Origin of the sequence: Enterobacter cloacae complex sp. P2B (assembly GCF_014895985.1) — a bacterium.
GTDB lineage: Bacteria > Pseudomonadota > Gammaproteobacteria > Enterobacterales > Enterobacteriaceae > Enterobacter > Enterobacter bugandensis.
This window is the reverse complement of sequence record NZ_JADBQQ010000010.1, coordinates 98,148-117,256: the sequence shown is the minus strand read 5'-3', so window position 1 is coordinate 117,256 and position 19,109 is coordinate 98,148. Positions and strand designations below refer to the sequence as shown.

The 19,109-nt window shown below is 56.5% G+C and carries 20 protein-coding genes; 8 read left to right on the top strand and 12 right to left on the bottom strand.

Annotation, left to right across the window (positions count from 1 at the left end; genetic code table 11):
- Window positions 1-1,392 carry a xanthine/proton symporter XanP gene (gene xanP / locus IM313_RS09430; protein ID WP_014881972.1) on the bottom strand — a complete coding sequence of 464 codons (1,392 nt, stop codon included), beginning with the start codon at window positions 1,390-1,392 and terminating at the stop codon, window positions 1-3.
- Between the two features lie 225 nt (window positions 1,393-1,617).
- Here xanP and gltS point away from each other — a divergent pair, with 225 nt between their 5' ends.
- Window positions 1,618-2,820, top strand: a complete 1,203-nt coding sequence (gltS, locus tag IM313_RS09425; protein ID WP_028015008.1) for a sodium/glutamate symporter — start codon at window positions 1,618-1,620, stop codon at window positions 2,818-2,820.
- Window positions 2,821-2,822: 2 nt separating this feature from the next.
- Here the strand turns inward: gltS and recG are convergent, their stop codons facing one another.
- The 5 genes from recG to gmk are packed head-to-tail and all read right to left on the bottom strand — an operon-like array spanning window position 2,823 to window position 8,689.
- On the bottom strand, window positions 2,823-4,904 hold the full coding sequence (recG, locus tag IM313_RS09420; protein WP_063437255.1) for an ATP-dependent DNA helicase RecG: 2,082 nt from the start codon (window positions 4,902-4,904) through the stop codon (window positions 2,823-2,825).
- Between the two features lie 3 nt (window positions 4,905-4,907).
- Window positions 4,908-5,597: a tRNA (guanosine(18)-2'-O)-methyltransferase TrmH gene (trmH, locus tag IM313_RS09415; RefSeq protein ID WP_028015010.1), complete on the bottom strand. Its 690-nt coding sequence runs from the start codon at window positions 5,595-5,597 to the stop codon at window positions 4,908-4,910.
- A gap of 4 nt (window positions 5,598-5,601) precedes the next feature.
- Entirely contained in the window at window positions 5,602-7,716 is a 2,115-nt protein-coding gene (spoT, locus tag IM313_RS09410) for a bifunctional GTP diphosphokinase/guanosine-3',5'-bis pyrophosphate 3'-pyrophosphohydrolase (protein WP_045630233.1), read from the bottom strand.
- 19 nt (window positions 7,717-7,735) lie between these two features.
- Window positions 7,736-8,011 (bottom strand): DNA-directed RNA polymerase subunit omega, encoded by a 276-nt coding sequence (gene rpoZ / locus IM313_RS09405; RefSeq protein WP_000135058.1) that lies wholly within the window; start codon window positions 8,009-8,011, stop codon window positions 7,736-7,738.
- Between the two features lie 54 nt (window positions 8,012-8,065).
- The gene (gene gmk / locus IM313_RS09400) at window positions 8,066-8,689 is read right to left on the bottom strand and encodes a guanylate kinase (RefSeq protein ID WP_010426438.1); all 624 of its coding nucleotides are present in this window, start codon (window positions 8,687-8,689) and stop codon (window positions 8,066-8,068) included.
- Window positions 8,690-8,940: 251 nt separating this feature from the next.
- Between gmk and ligB the strand changes: the two genes are divergently transcribed.
- On the top strand, window positions 8,941-10,611 hold the full coding sequence (gene ligB / locus IM313_RS09395) for an NAD-dependent DNA ligase LigB (protein WP_192971827.1): 1,671 nt from the start codon (window positions 8,941-8,943) through the stop codon (window positions 10,609-10,611).
- A 2-nt stretch (window positions 10,612-10,613) separates the two neighbouring features.
- Here the strand turns inward: ligB and IM313_RS09390 are convergent, their stop codons facing one another.
- Together IM313_RS09390 and IM313_RS09385 are read right to left on the bottom strand one after the other, a co-directional pair.
- A complete protein-coding gene (locus tag IM313_RS09390) occupies window positions 10,614-11,231 on the bottom strand; it encodes a trimeric intracellular cation channel family protein (protein WP_023334014.1) in 618 nt (205 codons plus the stop codon).
- Window positions 11,232-11,437: 206 nt separating this feature from the next.
- Complete coding sequence (locus tag IM313_RS09385) at window positions 11,438-12,301, bottom strand: YicC/YloC family endoribonuclease (RefSeq protein WP_028015013.1); 864 nt, start codon at window positions 12,299-12,301, stop codon at window positions 11,438-11,440.
- A 125-nt stretch (window positions 12,302-12,426) separates the two neighbouring features.
- Here IM313_RS09385 and rph point away from each other — a divergent pair, with 125 nt between their 5' ends.
- Together rph and pyrE are read left to right on the top strand one after the other, a co-directional pair.
- A complete protein-coding gene (rph, locus tag IM313_RS09380; protein ID WP_010426431.1) occupies window positions 12,427-13,143 on the top strand; it encodes a ribonuclease PH in 717 nt (238 codons plus the stop codon).
- Between the two features lie 68 nt (window positions 13,144-13,211).
- Window positions 13,212-13,853: an orotate phosphoribosyltransferase gene (pyrE, locus tag IM313_RS09375; protein ID WP_192971826.1), complete on the top strand. Its 642-nt coding sequence runs from the start codon at window positions 13,212-13,214 to the stop codon at window positions 13,851-13,853.
- Between the two features lie 41 nt (window positions 13,854-13,894).
- On the opposite strand, the gene slmA is transcribed toward pyrE, so the two are convergent.
- The 3 genes from slmA to coaBC all read right to left on the bottom strand — a co-directional run bounded on the left by slmA (window position 13,895) and on the right by coaBC (window position 16,257).
- Window positions 13,895-14,491, bottom strand: a complete 597-nt coding sequence (gene slmA, locus IM313_RS09370) for a nucleoid occlusion factor SlmA (protein ID WP_028015015.1) — start codon at window positions 14,489-14,491, stop codon at window positions 13,895-13,897.
- 118 nt (window positions 14,492-14,609) lie between these two features.
- Window positions 14,610-15,068 (bottom strand): dUTP diphosphatase, encoded by a 459-nt coding sequence (dut, locus tag IM313_RS09365; protein ID WP_015570042.1) that lies wholly within the window; start codon window positions 15,066-15,068, stop codon window positions 14,610-14,612.
- Window positions 15,046-16,257 (bottom strand): bifunctional phosphopantothenoylcysteine decarboxylase/phosphopantothenate--cysteine ligase CoaBC, encoded by a 1,212-nt coding sequence (gene coaBC, locus IM313_RS09360; RefSeq protein WP_028015016.1) that lies wholly within the window; start codon window positions 16,255-16,257, stop codon window positions 15,046-15,048. The genes dut and coaBC overlap by 23 nt, the downstream gene beginning before the upstream one ends.
- A gap of 174 nt (window positions 16,258-16,431) precedes the next feature.
- Between coaBC and radC the strand changes: the two genes are divergently transcribed.
- The 4 genes from radC (at window position 16,432) to mutM (ending at window position 18,624) form a co-directional block, all read left to right on the top strand.
- A complete protein-coding gene (radC, locus tag IM313_RS09355) occupies window positions 16,432-17,097 on the top strand; it encodes a DNA repair protein RadC (RefSeq protein WP_028015017.1) in 666 nt (221 codons plus the stop codon).
- Window positions 17,098-17,315: 218 nt separating this feature from the next.
- Window positions 17,316-17,552, top strand: a complete 237-nt coding sequence (rpmB, locus tag IM313_RS09350; RefSeq protein WP_002436699.1) for a 50S ribosomal protein L28 — start codon at window positions 17,316-17,318, stop codon at window positions 17,550-17,552.
- 22 nt (window positions 17,553-17,574) lie between these two features.
- Window positions 17,575-17,742 (top strand): 50S ribosomal protein L33, encoded by a 168-nt coding sequence (gene rpmG / locus IM313_RS09345; RefSeq protein WP_003024094.1) that lies wholly within the window; start codon window positions 17,575-17,577, stop codon window positions 17,740-17,742.
- Window positions 17,743-17,814: 72 nt separating this feature from the next.
- Window positions 17,815-18,624: a bifunctional DNA-formamidopyrimidine glycosylase/DNA-(apurinic or apyrimidinic site) lyase gene (gene mutM / locus IM313_RS09340; RefSeq protein WP_028015018.1), complete on the top strand. Its 810-nt coding sequence runs from the start codon at window positions 17,815-17,817 to the stop codon at window positions 18,622-18,624.
- Between the two features lie 2 nt (window positions 18,625-18,626).
- On the opposite strand, the gene coaD is transcribed toward mutM, so the two are convergent.
- Window positions 18,627-19,106: a pantetheine-phosphate adenylyltransferase gene (gene coaD, locus IM313_RS09335; protein ID WP_025758454.1), complete on the bottom strand. Its 480-nt coding sequence runs from the start codon at window positions 19,104-19,106 to the stop codon at window positions 18,627-18,629.
- Window positions 19,107-19,109 lie beyond the last annotated feature (3 nt).

The following is a 19,109-nucleotide window of genomic DNA, read 5'->3' as shown; positions in this document are numbered from 1 at the left end:
TCAGTTCTTCTCAGGCGGGAAAACGAGGTTCAGCACGATAGCGGTGATACCGCCCGCGGCAATGCCGGAAGAGAGCAGGTTTTTAACCCAGTCCGGCGCAAACTGCAGGATCAGCGGCTGCTGGGAAACACCCAGACCAACGGCCAGCGACAGCGCGATAATCATGATTGCGCGGCGGTTCAGCGGCTCGCGGGAGACGATACGCACGCCTGAGGCCGCGATAGTCCCAAACATCACCAGCGTTGCGCCGCCCAGCACCGGCTCAGGAATGTGCTGCACAAAGCCGCTCACCGCCGGGAAGAGGCCGAGGACGATCAGCATCAGCGCCACCACGAAACCAACATAGCGGCTGGCCACGCCGGTCAGCTGGATCACACCGTTGTTCTGGCCGAAGCAGGAGTTCGGGAAGGTGTTGAATACCGCAGAGACAAACGAGTTCAGGCCGTTCGCCAGTACGCCGCCTTTCAGACGCTTCATGTACAGCGGGCCGGACACCGGCTGCTCGGAGACATCGGAGGTAGCGGTGATATCACCGATGGTCTCCAGAGAAGTAATCATAAAGACCAGCATCAGCGGCAGGAGCAGACCCCAGTCTATGCCCAGGCCGTAATAAAGCGGCGTTGGGACGGTGATTAGCGCGCTGTTGGTCGGCGCGGTGTTCTCCGGCAGCATCCCCAGCGCCCACGCCAGCAGATAGCCCGCCGCCATGGCGATCACCAGCGAGGCCACGCGCAGGTAAGGGTTACGCTGACGGTTAAGCAAAATAATGATCGCCAGCACCACGCCCGCCAGCAGCAGGTTTTTCGGCGCGCCGAAGGTGTGGTCGCTCATTGCCGCGTAGCCGCCACCGATGGAGGTGAGGCCCACCTGAATCAGCGACAGGCCGATAATCATCACCACCACGCCGGAAACCAGCGGGGTGATCACACGGCGAGCCAGGTGCAGCACGCGGGAGATGACCATCTCCGTGCAGCTTGCCAGCATCAGCGTGCCGAACAGCGCCGCCATCATGGTCGGAACATCCGCACCGCCGGTTTTCAGCGCCGTACCGCCCATGATCAGCGGCGCCACGAAGTTAAAGCTGGTGCCCTGAATCGACAGTAGCCCAGACCCCACCGGGCCCCAGGCTTTAATTTGAATAATGGAGGCCACACCGGAGGCGAACAGAGACATACTGATAATGTGCTGCGTGTCCTGCGCCGGTAAACCGAGCGCCTGGCAAATCAGCAGCGCCGGGGTGATCACCGCAACAAACATCGCCAGAAGATGCTGGCAGGCGGCAAAAAGCGTCTGCGGCAGCGGCGGTCGGTCTTCAAGGCGGTAAATCAGTTCGCTATTTTGCTTCTGCGCAATCGGTTGCGCATCTGGCGATTCTATGGTGTTAACGGACATCGGCGGCAATCCCACGGTGGAAAAGCGGGCATTTTATCTGACCACCTGGTAAAAGCAAACGATTGCCAGCAAAAAAAAGGAAGAAAATCTGCCGCTGTGAGCAGGTTTTTTACAACCTATCGGAAAAAAAAATTACACTTTTTGCGCCGGGGGCTCATGACGAGCGCAAACCGGCCCAGGATAACGCCGCGTGTGTATGGAATACGCGCATAACAGGAGCCTTTTATGATTCATCTCGATACGTTGTCGACCCTTGTTGCCGCAACGCTGGTTCTTCTGCTTGGTCGCAAGCTGGTCCACAGCGTTTCCTTTCTGAAAAAATACACTATTCCTGAACCTGTCGCCGGCGGTCTGCTGGTGGCGCTGGCCTTGCTGATACTGAAAAAAAGCATGGGCTGGGAAATTGATTTTGATATGTCCCTGAAAGACCCGCTGATGCTGGCTTTCTTTGCCACCATCGGCCTGAACGCCAACCTGGCGAGCCTGCGCTCGGGCGGTAAGGTGCTCGGCGTATTCCTGATTGTGGTGGTGGGGTTGCTGCTGATGCAGAACGCCATTGGCATCGGTATGGCAACGCTGCTGGGGCTGGATCCGCTGATGGGGCTGCTGGCGGGGTCGATTACCCTTTCGGGCGGTCACGGCACCGGCGCGGCGTGGAGCAAGCTGTTCATCGAACGCTACGGTTTTGAAAACGCGACGGAAGTGGCGATGGCCTGCGCGACCTTTGGCCTGGTACTGGGTGGCCTGATTGGCGGCCCGGTAGCACGTTATCTGGTGAAGCACTCCACCACGCCGAATGGCAGACCGGACGATGAAATGGTGCCGACCGCGTTTGAAAAACCGGACGTTGGCCGCAGCATCACCTCGCTGGTGATGATTGAAACCATCGCGATGATTGCCATCTGCCTGACCGTGGGCAAAGTGGTTGCGCAATGGCTGGCGGGAACGGCGTTTGAACTGCCGACCTTTGTCTGCGTGCTGTTTATCGGGGTGATCCTGAGCAACGGTCTGGCGCTGATGGGCTTCTATCGCGTGTTTGACCGTGCGGTATCGGTGCTTGGCAACGTCTGTCTGTCGCTGTTCCTGGCGATGGCGCTGATGAGCCTTAAGCTGTGGGAACTGGCCTCGCTGGCGCTGCCGATGGTGGCGATTCTGGCGGTGCAGGCGCTGTTTATGGCGCTGTATGCCATGTTCGTGACCTGGCGCATGATGGGGAAAAACTATGATGCGGCGGTGCTGGCGGCCGGTCACTGCGGGTTTGGTCTGGGGGCTACCCCAACGGCTATCGCCAACATGCAGGCGATCACCGAACGGTTCGGGCCATCGCATATGGCGTTTCTGGTGGTCCCGATGGTCGGCGCATTCTTCATTGATATCGTCAACGCGCTGGTGATCAAGCTGTACCTGATGCTGCCGATATTTGCCTGAGATCAGGCGTTGGAATACCGTTCGGTTTCCGGCATCCAGCGTTCAATTAACGCTGCCGCCTGTTCGGGGTAGCGTTCATGAATATGGCGCGCAAGGCGCTGAACTTCCGGGATCATGGCCTGATCGCGCAGTAAATCCGCCACTTTGAATTCAGCATTTCCCGTCTGGCGCGTGCCCAGTAGTTCGCCCGGGCCGCGTATCTCCAGGTCTTTTTGCGCAATCACAAAGCCGTCGTTGCTGTCGCGCAGCACCTGCAGTCGCATCTGGGCGGTTTTCGAGAGAGGGGCTTTGTAAAGCAGAACGCAGTGAGATGCTACCGCGCCGCGGCCAACGCGCCCGCGCAGCTGGTGGAGCTGGGCAAGCCCCAGACGTTCCGGGTTTTCGATAATCATCAGGCTGGAGTTGGGTACGTCAACGCCCACTTCGATGACCGTCGTCGCGACCAGCAAATGCAGTTCCCCCTGTTTGAAGGATTGCATCACCGCCTGCTTCTCGGCAGGCTTCATGCGGCCGTGAACCAGGCCAACGTTCAGCTCGGGCAGTGCCAGCTTGAGCTCTTCCCACGTCGCTTCGGCGGCCTGGGCTTCCAGCAGTTCAGACTCTTCTATCAGGGTACAGACCCAGTAGGCCTGGCGCCCTTCATGGGTGCAGGCGTTGCGCACGCGGTCAATGATGTCGCTGCGGCGCGTATCCGGTATGGCGACCGTCGTCACCGGCGTTCGGCCCGGCGGCAGTTCGTCGATGGTAGAGGTATCCAGATCGGCGTAGGCGGTCATCGCCAGGGTACGCGGGATCGGCGTGGCGGTCATGATCAGCTGGTGCGGGTGGAAGCCCTGCTGCAGCCCTTTTTCCCACAGCGCCAGACGCTGATGCACGCCGAAGCGGTGCTGCTCGTCGATAATCACCAGCGCGAGGCCGTTAAACTGCACCTGCTCCTGAAAGATAGCGTGTGTGCCGACAATCATCTGCACCTGGCCGCTGGCGATGGCTTCCTGCTGCGCAAGACGCGCTTTGCCTTTTTGCTTTCCGGCGAGCCAGCCCACCTCAATCCCGAGCGGTGCGAACCAGGCGCGGAAATTATTGGCGTGCTGCTCGGCCAGCAGCTCTGTCGGTGCCATCAGGGCGACCTGTTTGCCGTGGGCGATGGCGCGTAACGCGGCCAGGGCGGCAACCAGCGTTTTACCTGAACCTACGTCGCCCTGCACCAGGCGCATCATCGGCACGTCGAGCGCCATGTCGCGCTCAATCTCGGCGGTGACGCGCGCCTGCGCGCCGGTGGGCTTAAAGGGCAGCGAGGCCAGCAGCTTATCTTTGAGCACATCATTCGGGCTTAACGGCTGAGCGTGGAAACGCTGCGCGCCGGCGCGCAGCGCCAGCATGCTCAGGTTATGCGCCAGTAATTCCTCAAGGATAAGACGCCGTTGGGCGGGGTGTTTACCGCTTTCTAAATCGCTGAGCTGCAGCGTTGGCGGCGGGCGGTGCAGGGTGCGCAGCGCCTCGGGCAGGCTCATCATCCCCTGAGCCAGTTCTGGCGGCAGCAGTTCGGTAATGGCACAGGTGTCCAGCAGCTCCAGCGCCTGATCGGTGAGCTTACGCAGCGTCGCCTGCTTGATGCCTTCGGTCGTCGGGTAAACCGGGGTGAGCGTCTCCTGCAGTTCCGGCGTGCTGAGATCGCCCTGCACGCGGTACTCCGGGTGGATCATCTCTGCGCCGTATTTCCCGCGTTTAGCTTCGCCATAGGCCAGCACCCTACGGCCGGTCGCCAGACTGTTCTTCATCGCCGCGCTGAAGTTGAAGAAACGCATGGTGAGGATGCCGGTGCCGTCGCTGATCTGACAGGTCATCATCCGGCGTCCGCCGAAAGAGATGTTGCAGTTCAGGACTTCGCCTTCAACGGTGGCGTAAATGGCGGGAAGCAGATCGCCAATCTTGTAGAGCTGAGTGCGGTCTTCGTAACGCAGGGGGAGGTGAAGCAGGAGATCCTGCACGGTGTGCAGGCCAATTTTTGCCAGCTTATTGCTTTGCGCCGCGCCCACGCCCGTCAGGCTGTTGAGCGGGATAGCATCCAGCAGGCGGCCTTTCATCGGTTACCCGGCGTACTGCATAGTGGCCCACCACTCGGCATCGGCTTCAATTTCGCCCTGCGCGTTGACGTGGGGGTAAGGCAATTTTTTCTGCTTCGCAACGCGTGCCAGCACCGGATAGCCACCTTCAAACAGCAGGCGCTGCTGTTCTTCTTCCGGCAGCATGCTGTTGCTGCGCTCGTACATCCCGGCGTTCTGACGCTGGCGCTGCGCTTCATACAGAATGAGCGCGGACGCCACGGAGACGTTAAGGGACTGGACCATGCCGATCATCGGAATGATGATGTCCCGATCCGCCAGATCCAGCGCCTCCTGGGAGATCCCGGTTTTCTCCTGACCCATCAAAATGCAGGTCGGGCGGGTATAGTCGATCTCGCGGAAATCCACGGCCTTATCGGACAGGTTTGTCGCCAGGATCTGCATCCCGCGTCCTTTCAGATGCGATACGGCATCGCCAATCGTCTGGTGAGATTTGACGGATACCCAGCTGTTACTGCCTGCCGCAGCAGAGACCATGGTTCGCATCCGGTGACCCGGCCAGACGGCGTGCACTTCATGCACGCCGACGGCATCTGCGGTACGGACGATGGCAGAGACGTTATGAGGTTTATGCACCTGCTCCATGCAGACCGTCAGGTCAGGCTGGCGTCTGGCAAGCATTTCGCAGATACGGGCATAACGTTGTGAATTCATAAACCTAGTTTCGGTTTCGGGTGACTTTAATCACGTCCGGCATGACGCGGATCTTGCGCATAATGTTCGCCAGATGCACGCGGTCGCGAGCGGTCAGACGGATAAAAGCGCTATAGACGCGGCCGTCTTTTTCTTCCGTATTCAGGCTCTGAATGTTGGACGAGGCCGTGTTGATGGCTGCCGTCAGGTTCGCCAGGGCACCCTGGTGATTGAACATATCCACCTTAATTTCGGTGATAAATTCCTGCGCCGTCTCTTTATCCCACTCTACCGCCATAAACTTCTCGGCTTCTTTCTGGTAGCCGCGAATGTTACGACAGGATTCATGGTGGATAACCAGCCCTTTGCCCGGACTGACGTGCGCAATAATCGGGTCGCCAGGGATTGGACGGCAACATTTTGCGAAGGTGATCAGCACCCCGTCCGCGCCTTTGATCGGCAGATGAGCATGGCCGGATGCGCCTGGAGCAGATGGCGTCGCTTCGCCCTGCTGCAGGTTTTTCGCCACCACGACGCTCATCGCGTTACCCAGACCAATTTCCGCCAGCAGATCGTCCAGAGACGTGAGCTTCATACGGTCGAGTTCACGCTGAATATGCTCCGGTGGGATCTCAGCCAGCTTGCGGCTGCCGCCCAACGCGTGGTTGAGCAGGCGACGCCCCAGGCTCACGGAGTCATCGCGCTTGAGGTTTTTCAACAGCTGACGAATTTTGGCGCGCGCTTTGGAACTCACGACAAAGTTGAGCCAGGCCGCGTTCGGACGTGCGCCCGGCGCGGTAATAATTTCGACCGTCTGTCCGCTGGAGAGCGGCTGAGACAGCGGGTAAGGCTGTCTGTCGACGCGCGCGCCCACGCAGGCGTGCCCGATATCGGTATGCACGGCGTAGGCGAAGTCGACCGGCGTTGCGCCCGCAGGCAGTTCGACAATGCGGCCTTCTGGGGTGAAAACGTAAATCTCATCCGGGAAGAGATCGGATTTAACGCTCTCGATAAATTCGAACGAGCTACCCGCACTCTGCTGAAGCTCCAGCAGGCTCTGCATCCAGCGCTGGGCGCGGATTTGCGCGGTGGTGCTGCTTTCGCCACCGTGCTCTTTGTAAGCCCAGTGTGCGGCTACACCCATCTCTGCCATCTGGTCCATGTCTTCGGTGCGGATCTGCACTTCAACAGGCACGCCGTGCGGACCGATCATCGAGGTATGCAAAGATTGATAGCCGTTCGCTTTCGGAATGGCGATGTAATCTTTCATGCGCCCCGGGCGCGGTTTATAGAGGCTGTGCATCTGCCCCAGCACGCGGTAGCAGGTGTCAGAGTCGTGGACGATTACGCGGAACGCGTAGATATCCATGATCGAGTGAAAACGCTGCTCTTTGAGCACCATTTTGCAGTAGATGGAGTAAAGATGTTTTTCGCGACCGCTGACGCGGCACGGGATTCCCGCTTCCTGCAAACGCCCTTCAATTTCAGAGAGGATCTTTTGAATCATCTCTTTACGGTTACCGCGTGCGGCTTTCACCACCTCTTTAATCACGCGATAGCGGTTCGGGTACAACGCTTCAAAGCCCAGCTCTTCCAGCTCGGTTTTGATGTGGTGGATACCTAAACGGTGCGCCAGCGGACTGTAAATTTCGAGGGTTTCACGGGCAATGCGGCGACGTTTATCCGGGCGAAGTGAGCCCAGCGTGCGCATGTTGTGGGTACGGTCAGCGAGTTTGATGAGAATGACGCGGATATCCTGCACCATCGCCATAATCATCTTGCGGAAGTTTTCGGCTTGCGCCTCTTTCTTGTCGCGGAATTTCAGCTTATCAAGCTTAGAGACCCCTTCCACCAGCTCGGCAACGCTTTTGCCAAACAGCTGTTCCATATCCTGGTAGGTGGCAGGGGTATCTTCGATCACGTCGTGCAGCAGGGCGGCCATCAGCGTTTCGTAGTCGAGTTTCATCTCGGCCAGAATACAGGCTACCGCAACTGGGTGCGTGATGTAGGGTTCACCGCTTGAACGTGTCTGGCCCTCGTGAGCGTCACGTGCAACGAGATACGCCTGCTGAAGACGCTTAATCTGGTCTTCAGGCAGGTAGATTTGAATCAGTTGATTCAGGCTTTCAAACAGATACAAGGGCGACCCGCAGGTTTAATTAACGACGACCTTCAGCAATGGCGGTTACGGCCTGCAGTTCTGCGGCTTCCTGCTCTTGCTGCTCCTGGCGCTCACGCACGTCGAGGATCTGGTTGTTAATCAGACCTTCTTCGATTTCGCGAAGTGCAATAACGGTGGTTTTATCGTTTTCTTCCGGTACCAGCGGATCTTTACCGCCCACCTGCATCTGACGAGCGCGACGCGCGGCGACCAGCACCAGGTCAAAACGGTTACCAATTTTCTCTACAGCGTCCTGAACAGTTACGCGTGCCATACTTAAAATGCTCCACAGGTGAAGAAATGACTGGGCATGATACTGAAAGTGGGTTCAGTCTGCCAACAGTTTGGTGATTAATGCGTCATGTCGCTGCTTCTGGCGGCTCATACGCAGTCGTTCTGCGCGAAGAATGGTTTTGAGATCGCTCAGCGCGGCATCAAAATCATCATTCACAATAAGGTAATCATATTCCGCGTAATGGCTCATTTCTGCAACTGCCTGTTCCATACGCTTTGCGATGACTTCTTCACTGTCCTGACCGCGGCCACGCAGGCGGCGATCCAGCTCATCCTTCGACGGCGGTAAAATAAAGATACTGCGCGAGTCAGGCATTTTCTTGCGAATTTGCTGTGCGCCCTGCCAGTCGATGTCGAGGAACACATTCACGCCCGTCGCCAGAACCTGCTCAATGGTTTCACGCGAGGTGCCGTAGTAGTTACCAAACACTTCTGCGTGTTCAAGAAACGCATCTCTGCCGATCATCGCTCTGAACTCGTCGTGATCCACAAAGAAATAGTGTTCACCGTGCACTTCACCCGGACGCGGCGCTCGCGTGGTGTGAGAAACAGAAACCTGTGTGTCGTACAACGGTTGGGTTTTTAACAGTGCCTGAATAAGGCTGGATTTACCCGCGCCGCTAGGGGCAGAAACAATATAAAGCGTGCCTTGAGCCATGAGAGTCTTTTGTATGTGTTAACGAAGAAGTCCTACATACGGGCTTATTATACACGTCGCCGCTGTGTGACGTAGCCTTTGTCACACTTTTTCCCCTAGATTATTGAATTTTGCGTACCGTTTTCAGGTTTTACCTGCGGTTTGCAGCAATAAAAATTAACGCTGGATAGCGCCTCGCAACGTGAAAGGTTGCTATTAGCGTCGTTTCTCACGTCAGGTTATACCTCCTGCATTGCAAAGGAGGGATAGCGATGTGGCGGTGGATAAGCGGGTTAATGCTGTTGTGGTGTGGTTACGGGGCGGCGGTGTGCCCGGTGTGGTCACAGGCAAAAGCCGAAAAAGAGATTGCGTCATTAAGTGCACAAATCAAACGCTGGGATGAGGCTTACTGGAAGCTGGGGTTGAGCGAGGTCAGTGACGAAGTGTATGACCAGCTCAACGGCCGTTTAACCCAGTGGCAGCGCTGTTTCGGCAACGATTTTGCTGAGAGCGCCCTTCCTGCGCTGGAGGGAAACGTAAAACATCCTGTTGCCCATACGGGGGTACGTAAAGCAGCCAGCAAAGAAGCGCTGGGTCACTGGATGCACGGCCGGAAAAATCTCTGGATGCAGCCAAAAGTCGATGGCGTGGCGGTGACGCTGGTGTATCGCAACGGAAAGCTAGCGCGGGCCATCAGCCGTGGTAATGGGTTAAAAGGCGAGGACTGGACGGCCCGCGTGCGTTTGATCCCGTCCGTACCCAAGGAGGTATCCGGCGCGCTTGCAAACAGCGTCTTACAGGGGGAGCTTTTCTGGTTACGCGAAAACCACGTCCAGCGGCAGATGGGCGGAATGAATGCTCGCGCAAAAGTGGCGGGTGCGATGATGCGACAAAAGGACAACGCGCTTCTGAGCCAGACAGGAATATTTATCTGGGCCTGGCCGGATGGACCGAAGGGAATGGAAAACAGGCTTTCTGAGCTGTCCAGCGCAGGCTTTTCCCTGACGGCGCGCTATACGTTGCCCGTACAAGCGGTTGATGCTGTTGAAAAACAGCGTTTGGCCTGGCAAAACACGGCATTGCCCTTTGCCACGGATGGCATAGTGGTTCGGTCTGCGGAGCCACCTACAGGGGAGAGTTGGCTGCCCGGCGAAGGCAACTGGATTATCGCGTGGAAATATTCGCCTGCGGCACAGGTCGCAGAGGTCAGGAATATTCTTTTTTCCGTGGGGCGCACGGGCAAAATTTCTGTCGTGGCGGCACTTGAGTCTGCGCAGTTGGACGATAAACGGGTGCAGCGAGTGAGTCTCGGTTCGGTTGGGCGCTGGCAGAGGCTGGATATTGCCCCGGGCGATCAGATCCAGGTCAGCCTGGCAGGGCAGGGTATCCCCCGGTTTGATAAGGTGGTCTGGCGAGGAGCGGACAGACAAAAACCAGAGCCTCCGGCCTCGCGTTATCACTCCCTGAGTTGCTTTTATGCCTCGCCGGAGTGTATGGATCAGTTCTTTGCCCGGCTGACGTGGCTCAGTTCAAAGCAGGTATTCAACATTGAAGGATTAGGTGAGTCAGGCTGGCGCACACTCTGGCAGGCGCATCATTTTGAACATCTCTTTTCGTGGCTGCTATTAACGCAGGAGCAGCTGCAGTCGACGCCGGGATTCTCTGCCGCACGCGGGCTGGCGCTCTGGCATCGCTTTAATCAGGTGCATGAGCAGCCTTTTATCCGCTGGATTATGGCGCTGGGTGTTCCGCTGCCACAGGCCTCGCTGAAGGCGTTGGAAGATGTGTCGTGGCAAAAGATGAGCGAACGCAGTGAAAAGGCCTGGCAGGCCTTGCCGGGTACGGGTGCGGAGACGGCGCGGCAAATCGTTGCCTGGCTGCACGCGCCAGAGATCGATGTGCTGGTCAGGTGGCTTGCTCAGCAGCACATCAATGGGTTCTGAGATCAGTGGGCGCTGTGCTTATAGTGAAACACGGGCAATCCGAGCTTCAGACGCAGCGCCAGCATGCGGGCCGTAAAGCCAAACAGCAGCGTTGAGATGACCACCACGTCGTGGTTTGAAACGTAATGCTGCAGGGCAATGTAGAGCACCGCTGCGGCGAAGGAGATGCCGGCATACAGCTCTTTTTGGAAGACCAGAGGAATGCGCTTGCAGAACATATCGCGCAGCACGCCGCCGAAAACGCCCGTCACCACGGCAGCAATGGTGGCGATAACCGGGCCTTCCCCCATATCGAGCGCGATTTGCGCGCCGATGATAGAAAAGACGATCAGCCCCAGCGCGTCAAGCACCAGGAACAGGCGGCGCAGATGGGGCATAACGGGTGCCACTATGGTGGTTAATACGGCAGCCGTTGCGACGATAATCACATACTCAGGATGTTTCACCCAGCCGAGCGGGTAATGGCCAAGCAGGATATCGCGCACGGAACCGCCGCCCAGGGCGGTTGCAGTGGCAATAATGATCACGCCGAAGGTGTCCATCCGGCGACGCCCGGCGGCGAGAGCGCCAGTCATGGCTTCAGCGGTGATACCAATAAGATAAAGAATGTGAAGCAGCATATACCCTCCGGTGTGAACGCGGAAAGGTTAGCGATTTGTGCGCAAGATCACGATTGAGATTTTCTAAGGCGATTGGGTTTCACCTATAAAATTTAATCAATACATGTTGAATATCTTTGATTCTTGGCTGCTGAATTTGAAAAGAGACGGGAATTCGGATTAGAAATAATAATGGATGGCGTCAGCCGACGCCATCCAAAAAGCGATTACTCAATATTCTGGATCTGCTCGCGCATCTGCTCAATCAGAACCTTGAGTTCAATCGCTGAGTTGGTCACTTCAGCGTTGATAGACTTAGACGCCAAAGTGTTCGACTCGCGGTTGAACTCCTGCATCATAAAGTCCAGGCGGCGGCCTACAGCTTCCTTCTTCTTCAGGATGTTATAGGTCTCTTTCACGTGCGCTTCCAGACGATCCAGCTCTTCAGCAACATCGATACGCTGCGCCATCAGCACCAGCTCTTGTTCCAGACGGGTGTTTTCCAGCTGAACTTCCGCTTCTTCCAGCTTGGCGACCAGACGCTCGCGCTGCCATTGCAGCACTTCCGGCATATGGGCGCGAACCTTCGCCACTTCAGCGCTGACGCCTTCAAGGCGCTGCTCAATCATCGCTTTCAGCGCCTGACCTTCGGTTTCGCGGGCAACGATAAAGTCATCCAGCGTGCCGTCGAGGGCTGCCAGAATTTCTGCGGCAATCGCGTCCAGATCCTGCTCGCCGGCGGCCATGACGCCAGGCCAGCGCAGAATATCAACCGGGTTGATTTCGCCTTCATCGCTCTGCATTTTGACCCAGTTCGCCGCATTAACGAGCTGTTTCGCCAGTTTTTCGTTGAGGATCAGCTCGCCCTGTGCGCTGGCATCGGGCTCAAAGCGCAGGTTGCATTCCACTTTCCCGCGGGTCAGACGCGTACGGATACGCTCGCGCACCACAGGTTCAAGGCTGCGGAACTGTTCCGGCATACGGAAATATGTTTCCAGATAGCGCTGGTTTACCGAACGCATTTCCCAGGTAGCGCTACCCCAGCTACCCTTGATTTCACGCCGGGCGTAGGCGGTCATACTGCGGATCATAGACATTCCCGTTTTTAAAGGAGAGATGGGGGGATTATAGCTTTCGGGGGCTTCTCAGGATAGGAATAAGCGTCCTTTATCCGTATAATGCGCAGCCACATTCGTTTCAAGCCGGAGAATCCATCATGCGTCCATCAGGTCGTAGCGCCAATCAGGTGCGTCCCGTCACCCTGACCCGTAACTATACAAAACACGCTGAAGGCTCCGTGCTGGTTGAGTTTGGTGACACCAAAGTGCTTTGCACCGCGTCCATCGAAGAAGGTGTTCCGCGCTTTCTGAAAGGTCAGGGCCAGGGCTGGATCACCGCCGAGTACGGCATGCTGCCGCGCGCGACCCATACCCGTAACGCCCGTGAAGCGGCAAAGGGTAAGCAGGGTGGACGTACCATGGAAATCCAGCGCCTGATCGCACGTGCGCTGCGCGCCGCCGTTGATCTGAAAATCCTCGGTGAATTCACTATTACCCTGGACTGCGACGTGATTCAGGCAGATGGCGGCACGCGTACCGCGTCCATTACCGGTGCCTGTGTGGCGCTGGCCGATGCCCTGAACAAGCTGGTTGCAGCTGGTAAGCTGAAAACCAACCCTATGAAAGGGATGGTCGCGGCGGTTTCTGTGGGGATCGTTAATGGTGAAGCGCTTTGCGATCTGGAATATGTTGAAGATTCTGCCGCCGAGACCGACATGAACGTGGTGATGACCGAAGATGGTCGCATCATTGAGGTGCAGGGGACGGCGGAAGGTGAGCCGTTCACCCATGAAGAACTTCTCTCCCTGCTGGCGTTGGCCCGAGGGGGAATCGAATCCATTGTAACGACGCAAAAAGCGGCGTTAGAAAATTGATTTTAAAGGCGACCAATGAGTCGCCTTTTTTTTGCCTGTAAGACAGAAAAAACCAAAGGAGCGAATCCATGAAATCGTATCAGCGCCAGTTTATTGAGTTTGCGATTAATAAACAGGTCCTTAAGTTTGGCGAATTTACGCTGAAGTCCGGGCGTAAGAGCCCGTATTTCTTCAACGCCGGGCTGTTTAATACCGGGCGCGATCTGGCACTGTTAGGCCGCTTCTATGCCGAAGCGCTGGTGGATTCCGGGATTGATTTCGACCTGCTGTTTGGCCCTGCGTACAAGGGCATTCCGATTGCAACCACCACGGCGGTGGCGCTGGCGGAGCACCATGACCGTGATGTGCCGTACTGCTTTAACCGCAAAGAGGCCAAAACCCACGGTGAAGGCGGTAATCTTGTGGGCAGCGCGCTGCAGGGCCGCGTGATGCTGGTCGACGACGTGATTACCGCAGGCACCGCGATCCGTGAATCTATGGAGATTATCCAGGCCAACGGTGCGACGCTGGCTGGCGTGCTGATTTCTCTTGATCGTCAGGAGCGTGGTCGCGGCGATATCTCTGCTATCCAGGAAGTAGAGCGTGATTACAGCTGCAAAGTGATCTCTATCATCACTCTGAAAGACCTGATTGCGTATCTGGAAGAGAAGCCAGAGATGGCGGATCACCTGGCGGCGGTGCGGGCGTATCGCGAAGAGTTTGGCGTGTAATTAAATTGCCCGGCGGCGCTACGCTTACCGGGCCTGCGGTGCTACTGCAGCTGCGCTGCCACTAACGGCCAGCGGGCGTCAAAATCGTCCGTTGGTCGGTATTTGAATTCGCTGCGCACAAAGCGGGAGAGCATGCCTTCACAAAACGCCAGAATCTGGCTTGCCAGCAATGTCTCATCCGTATTGTATCCTTCGCCTTCACGCATTTTCTTCTCGCGCAGCACCTGGCGCAGCTGCGCTTCAATACGCTCAAAAAGCTGATTGATGCGGCCCTGCAGCCTGTCCTGCTCAAACATCAGCGCGTGGCCGGTCAGGATACGGGTTAAACCCGGATTGCGCTCCCCAAAGCCCAGAATTAACAGCACAATCAGACGAAGACGCGCGGTGGTATCTTTTTCATCTTTCAGAATCAGGTTAATGCGCGTGATCAGACTGTCTTCAATAAACTCGATCAGGCTGTCGAACATTTTTGTTTTGCTGGGGAAATGACGATACAGCGCCGCCTCAGACACGCCCACAGAGGCGGCCAGTTTGGCGGTGGTGATGCGTTGACTGCCATCGCTGGATTCAAGCATCAGAGCCAGAGATTGAAGTATTTCTTCGCGACGATTCCTTTTCGCGGTTTGTTTTTCTGCCATGTTACAAAATACCCCTGAAAATAAGCACTTGCCAGGCTGGCATCCACACAGCGACCGCAAACTGACGTTTGCGGTTTGTTATTGCGTTATGGCGCTGCGAGATACGTGTGTCGGGCGGTTATTTGCGCCCGGAATGGCCGAAGCCGCCTTCGCCACGGTCGGTGGCATCAAAGTCTGCCACCAGGTTAAATTCTGCCTGTACCACCGGTACAAAAACCATCTGCGCGATACGCTCGCCCGGTTCAATGGTGAAGCTGTCCTGACCACGGTTCCAGACGGACACCATCAGCTGACCCTGGTAGTCGGAGTCGATCAGGCCGACCAGGTTACCCAGCACTACGCCGTGCTTATGGCCCAGACCCGAGCGCGGCAGGATGACTGCCGCCAGAGACGGGTCTGCAATGTGGATCGCCAGGCCAGTCGGGATCAGGGTAGTGGCACCGGGAGCCAGTTCTACGGCGTCATCGAGACAGGCGCGCAGGTCAAGTCCGGCAGAGCCGGAGGTGGCATAGGTTGGCAGCGGGAATTGCTCGCCAACACGCGGGTCCAGAATCTTAACGTCGATTTTTTTCATCATAACGGGTAACGATCTCGTCCAGTAATTGTTGGCCCAGGAGTTCCTTGCGCTCAAGCGGTAAGATTTTATCTCCATCCTGCCAGAAAAGGTGCAGTGCGTTGCTGTCGCTATTAAATCCTTGCGTGGCCAGCGATACGTCGTTCGCGCAAATTAAATCGAGGTTTTTGCGGGTACGTTTTTGCCGGGCATATTCTTCCACATTATTCGTTTCTGCGGCAAATCCAACAACGTAAGGACGATGGCTTTTTAGTGCGGCGACACCGGCAACAATGTCCGGGTTTTTCACCATTTTCAGTGTTAATTCATCGCCTTGCTTTTTGATTTTAGACTCGGCGATAGTCTCGGCGCGATAGTCTGCCACGGCCGCACAGCCGATAAAAATCTGCTGGCGTTGCGCATGAGCCTGCACGGCGGCTTCCATCTCCAGCGCGGTGGTAACATTAATACGCTGTACAAAAGGTGGCGTAGGTAACGAGACCGGGCCGCTGACCAGCGTGACGTTAGCACCGCGTTTTGCCGCTGCGGCAGCAATCGCAAAGCCCATTTTACCGGAGCTGTGGTTGGTGATGTAACGCACCGGGTCCAGCGGCTCGCGCGTCGGGCCCGCGGTAATCATGATGTTGAGATGTTGCAGGTCGTTGACAGGTGAAAAATGGGCGGCGGCCATATCCACAATCGTCAGCGGGTCGAGCATACGCCCCGGGCCAACGTCGCCGCAGGCCTGGCTGCCGCTGTCCGGGCCCCAGACAAGCAGGCCGCGCGAAGCCAGCGTCTCCAGATTATGCTGGGTGGCGGCATTGCGGTACATCTGCTGGTTCATGGCGGGCACAACGGCGACGGGCGCAGGCGTCGCGAGGCAAATGGTCGAAACCAGATCGTTCGCCATACCGGCCGCCACGCGGGCAATTAAATCTGCCGTGGCAGGGGCAAGAATCACCAGATCGGCCCATTTCCCAAGCTCAATATGCCCCATCGCGGCTTCGGCGGCCGGATCGAGCAGGCTGTCAGATACCGGGTATCCTGAAACCGCCTGCAGGCTCAGAGGGGTGATAAAGGCTTTACCGCCTTCGGTTATCGCGACCCGCACGTCCGCCCCGCGCTCGCGCAGACGACGCACCAGCTCCGGCGCTTTATAAGCAGCAATGCCGCCGCTCACGCCAAGAACGATTTTTTTACCGGCCAGGCTCATCATGATTCTTTCCTGTTGGGTTTCACCAGAGAGCGGGCATTTTACCACAATCCCAAATAGGGGGGTGATGAAGTCCTTTATGCACTTTGCGAGGCGCTACGCAAGAACGAAACCTCAGCGTCGAGCCCCGGATTTGCCTGTGGCAGCATAATGGCAAACAGAAGGAGGCCGGGCATGGAAGAGACTGAACTGCTGCTACCGCGCGAAAAAATGCTGCGTCATGGCGTCGCGTTATTAAAAGACGAGGAGCTGCTGGCGCTCTTTTTACGTACAGGTACGAAGGGAAAAACGGTATTTACGCTGGCGAAAAATCTGATAGACCATTTTGGTTCACTACATGGTTTGCTGACAGCCGAACTGGAGGCGTTTACGCACGTAGAAGGCATTGGCGTCGCGAAGTATGCCCAGTTACGGGGTATTGCTGAACTTGCCCGGCGATTTTATAACGTACAGATGGAGGAGCAAGATCCGATCCTTACCCCTGACATGACCCGCGAATTTTTGCAAAGCCAGCTATCTGGTCTGGAGCGGGAGATCTTTATGGTGATCTTTCTCGACAACAGGAACCGGGTACTGAAGCACAGCCGCCTGTTTTCGGGTACACTGAGCCACGTTGAGGTACATCCGCGTGAAATTGTGCGTGAAGCGATAAAAGTGAATGCAGCGGGGGTGATCCTCGCGCATAATCACCCCTCTGGCTGTGCAGAACCGAGCAGAGCTGACAAAGAAATCACCGAACGCATTATCAAATGCTGTCAATTCATGGACATTCGTGTTCTGGACCATCTGATAATTGGCCGCGGAGAGTACATTTCTTTTGCAGAACATGGCTGGATTTAGGCTATTTCTCGCGATCCATCGGGATCTTTGTCTGTTCGGGACTTGAGCACACCGCCGAGTCAGCGTATACTACGCCACCTTTGAGAATCTCGGGTTTGGCATTTGGGCCTGGCAATCGAGAGTTCACTTAGAACTACGCGATGACCGGGCTGTAAAGCCTGACGAGGCGCCGATACCCCATACGAAGCTCGAGCTAATTTGATTTTTGGAGAATAGACATGTCCCGAGTCTGCCAAGTTACTGGCAAGCGTCCGGTGACCGGTAACAACCGTTCCCACGCACTGAACGCGACTAAACGCCGTTTCCTGCCGAACCTGCACTCTCACCGTTTCTGGGTTGAGAGCGAGAAGCGTTTTGTCACCCTGCGTGTATCTGCTAAAGGTATGCGTGTAATCGATAAGAAAGGCATCGATACAGTTCTGTCTGAACTGCGTGCCCGTGGCGAAAAGTACTAAGTACTTAAAGAGGAAATAAATCATGGCTAAAGGTATTCGCGAGAAAATCAAGCTGGTTTCTTCTGCTGGTACAGGTCACTTCTACACCACCACGAAGAACAAACGTACTAAGCCGGAAAAACTGGAACTGAAAAAATTCGATCCAGTTGTACGCCAGCACGTACTGTACAAAGAAGCTAAAATCAAATAATTTTAGCCTCCTTGTATTGAAAAACCCCGCAACTGCGGGGTTTTTTGCATTCTGCATCTCAACGGAGGAACCATGCCTGAATTACCTGAGGTAGAGACCAGCCGTCGCGGCATTGAGCCCCATCTGGTCGGCGCGACTATTCTTCATGCCGTCGTTCGCAATGGACGACTGCGCTGGCCGGTGTCCGATGAGATCCACGCGTTAAGCGACAAACCCGTCCTTAGCGTGCAGCGCCGCGCGAAATACCTGCTGCTGGAGCTGCCTGACGGCTGGATCATTATCCATCTTGGGATGTCCGGGAGCCTGCGCATCCTGACCGAAGAACTGCCTGCGGAAAAACACGATCACGTTGACCTGGTAATGAGCAACGGCAAAGTGCTCCGCTACACCGATCCGCGGCGCTTTGGCGCGTGGCTGTGGACGAAGGAGCTGGAAGGACACAACGTGCTGGCGCATCTGGGCCCTGAGCCGCTTTCAGACGCGTTTAATGCGGACTACCTGAAAGAGAAGTGCGCGAAGAAAAAGACCCCGATCAAGCCCTGGCTGATGGATAACAAGCTGGTGGTCGGCGTGGGGAATATTTACGCCAGTGAATCGCTGTTCGCGGCCGGGATCCATCCCGATCGGCTGGCCTCGTCGCTGTCCGCGCAGGAGTGTGAGCTGCTGGTTCGGGTCATTAAAGCAGTGCTGCTGCGCTCGATTGAGCAAGGCGGGACCACCCTGAAGGATTTTCTGCAGAGCGATGGTAAACCAGGCTATTTTGCCCAGGAGCTGCAGGTGTATGGCCGTAAGGGCGAGCCATGCAGGGCATGCGGGACGCCGATTATTGCCACGAAGCACGCCCAGCGCGCCACGTTCTACTGCCGCCAGTGTCAGAAATAGAACTACTTTAGCTTTTCCATCAGCGCCTGGTGGACGTTATCCGGCAGGAAATGGGTAACGTCCCCGTGATGGCGCGCCACCTCTTTCACCAGCGTGGACGAGATAAACGACCACTCTTTTGACGGCATCAGGAATACGCTTTCCAGCTCCGGCATCAGATGACGGTTCATGTGCGCCAGCTGCATCTCATACTCGAAGTCTGCCACCGCGCGCAGGCCACGAATCAGAATATTGGCCTGCTGGGCGCGGGCGAAGTTCGCCATCAGATCGCTGAACCCGACAACTTCAACATTCGGCAGGTGCGAAATGGCGTCGGTGGCAAGTTGCACGCGCTCGTTGAGATCAAACATCGGCTTTTTGCTGGGGCTGGCGGCAATCGCCAGGATCACCTTGTCGAACATGCACGCTGCACGGGTAATGATGTCAAGATGACCGTTAGTGATCGGATCGAAGGTACCCGGATAAATCGCTTTTGTGCTCATGGC

Coding starts and splice junctions, on each gene's coding strand:
- rph (WP_010426431.1), top strand. CDS start 12,427: ATGCGTCCATCAGGTCGTAGCGCCAATCAGGTGCGTCCCGTCACCCTG.
- pyrE (WP_192971826.1), top strand. CDS start 13,212: ATGAAATCGTATCAGCGCCAGTTTATTGAGTTTGCGATTAATAAACAG.
- gltS (WP_028015008.1), top strand. CDS start 1,618: ATGATTCATCTCGATACGTTGTCGACCCTTGTTGCCGCAACGCTGGTT.
- rpoZ (WP_000135058.1), bottom strand. CDS start 8,011: ATGGCACGCGTAACTGTTCAGGACGCTGTAGAGAAAATTGGTAACCGT.
- xanP (WP_014881972.1), bottom strand. CDS start 1,392: ATGTCCGTTAACACCATAGAATCGCCAGATGCGCAACCGATTGCGCAG.
- slmA (WP_028015015.1), bottom strand. CDS start 14,491: ATGGCAGAAAAACAAACCGCGAAAAGGAATCGTCGCGAAGAAATACTT.
- coaBC (WP_028015016.1), bottom strand. CDS start 16,257: ATGAGCCTGGCCGGTAAAAAAATCGTTCTTGGCGTGAGCGGCGGCATT.
- ligB (WP_192971827.1), top strand. CDS start 8,941: ATGTGGCGGTGGATAAGCGGGTTAATGCTGTTGTGGTGTGGTTACGGG.
- radC (WP_028015017.1), top strand. CDS start 16,432: ATGGAAGAGACTGAACTGCTGCTACCGCGCGAAAAAATGCTGCGTCAT.
- rpmG (WP_003024094.1), top strand. CDS start 17,575: ATGGCTAAAGGTATTCGCGAGAAAATCAAGCTGGTTTCTTCTGCTGGT.
- IM313_RS09385 (WP_028015013.1), bottom strand. CDS start 12,301: ATGATCCGCAGTATGACCGCCTACGCCCGGCGTGAAATCAAGGGTAGC.
- trmH (WP_028015010.1), bottom strand. CDS start 5,597: ATGAATTCACAACGTTATGCCCGTATCTGCGAAATGCTTGCCAGACGC.
- coaD (WP_025758454.1), bottom strand. CDS start 19,106: ATGAGCACAAAAGCGATTTATCCGGGTACCTTCGATCCGATCACTAAC.
- rpmB (WP_002436699.1), top strand. CDS start 17,316: ATGTCCCGAGTCTGCCAAGTTACTGGCAAGCGTCCGGTGACCGGTAAC.
- IM313_RS09390 (WP_023334014.1), bottom strand. CDS start 11,231: ATGCTGCTTCACATTCTTTATCTTATTGGTATCACCGCTGAAGCCATG.
- dut (WP_015570042.1), bottom strand. CDS start 15,068: ATGATGAAAAAAATCGACGTTAAGATTCTGGACCCGCGTGTTGGCGAG.
- mutM (WP_028015018.1), top strand. CDS start 17,815: ATGCCTGAATTACCTGAGGTAGAGACCAGCCGTCGCGGCATTGAGCCC.
- gmk (WP_010426438.1), bottom strand. CDS start 8,689: ATGGCTCAAGGCACGCTTTATATTGTTTCTGCCCCTAGCGGCGCGGGT.
- recG (WP_063437255.1), bottom strand. CDS start 4,904: ATGAAAGGCCGCCTGCTGGATGCTATCCCGCTCAACAGCCTGACGGGC.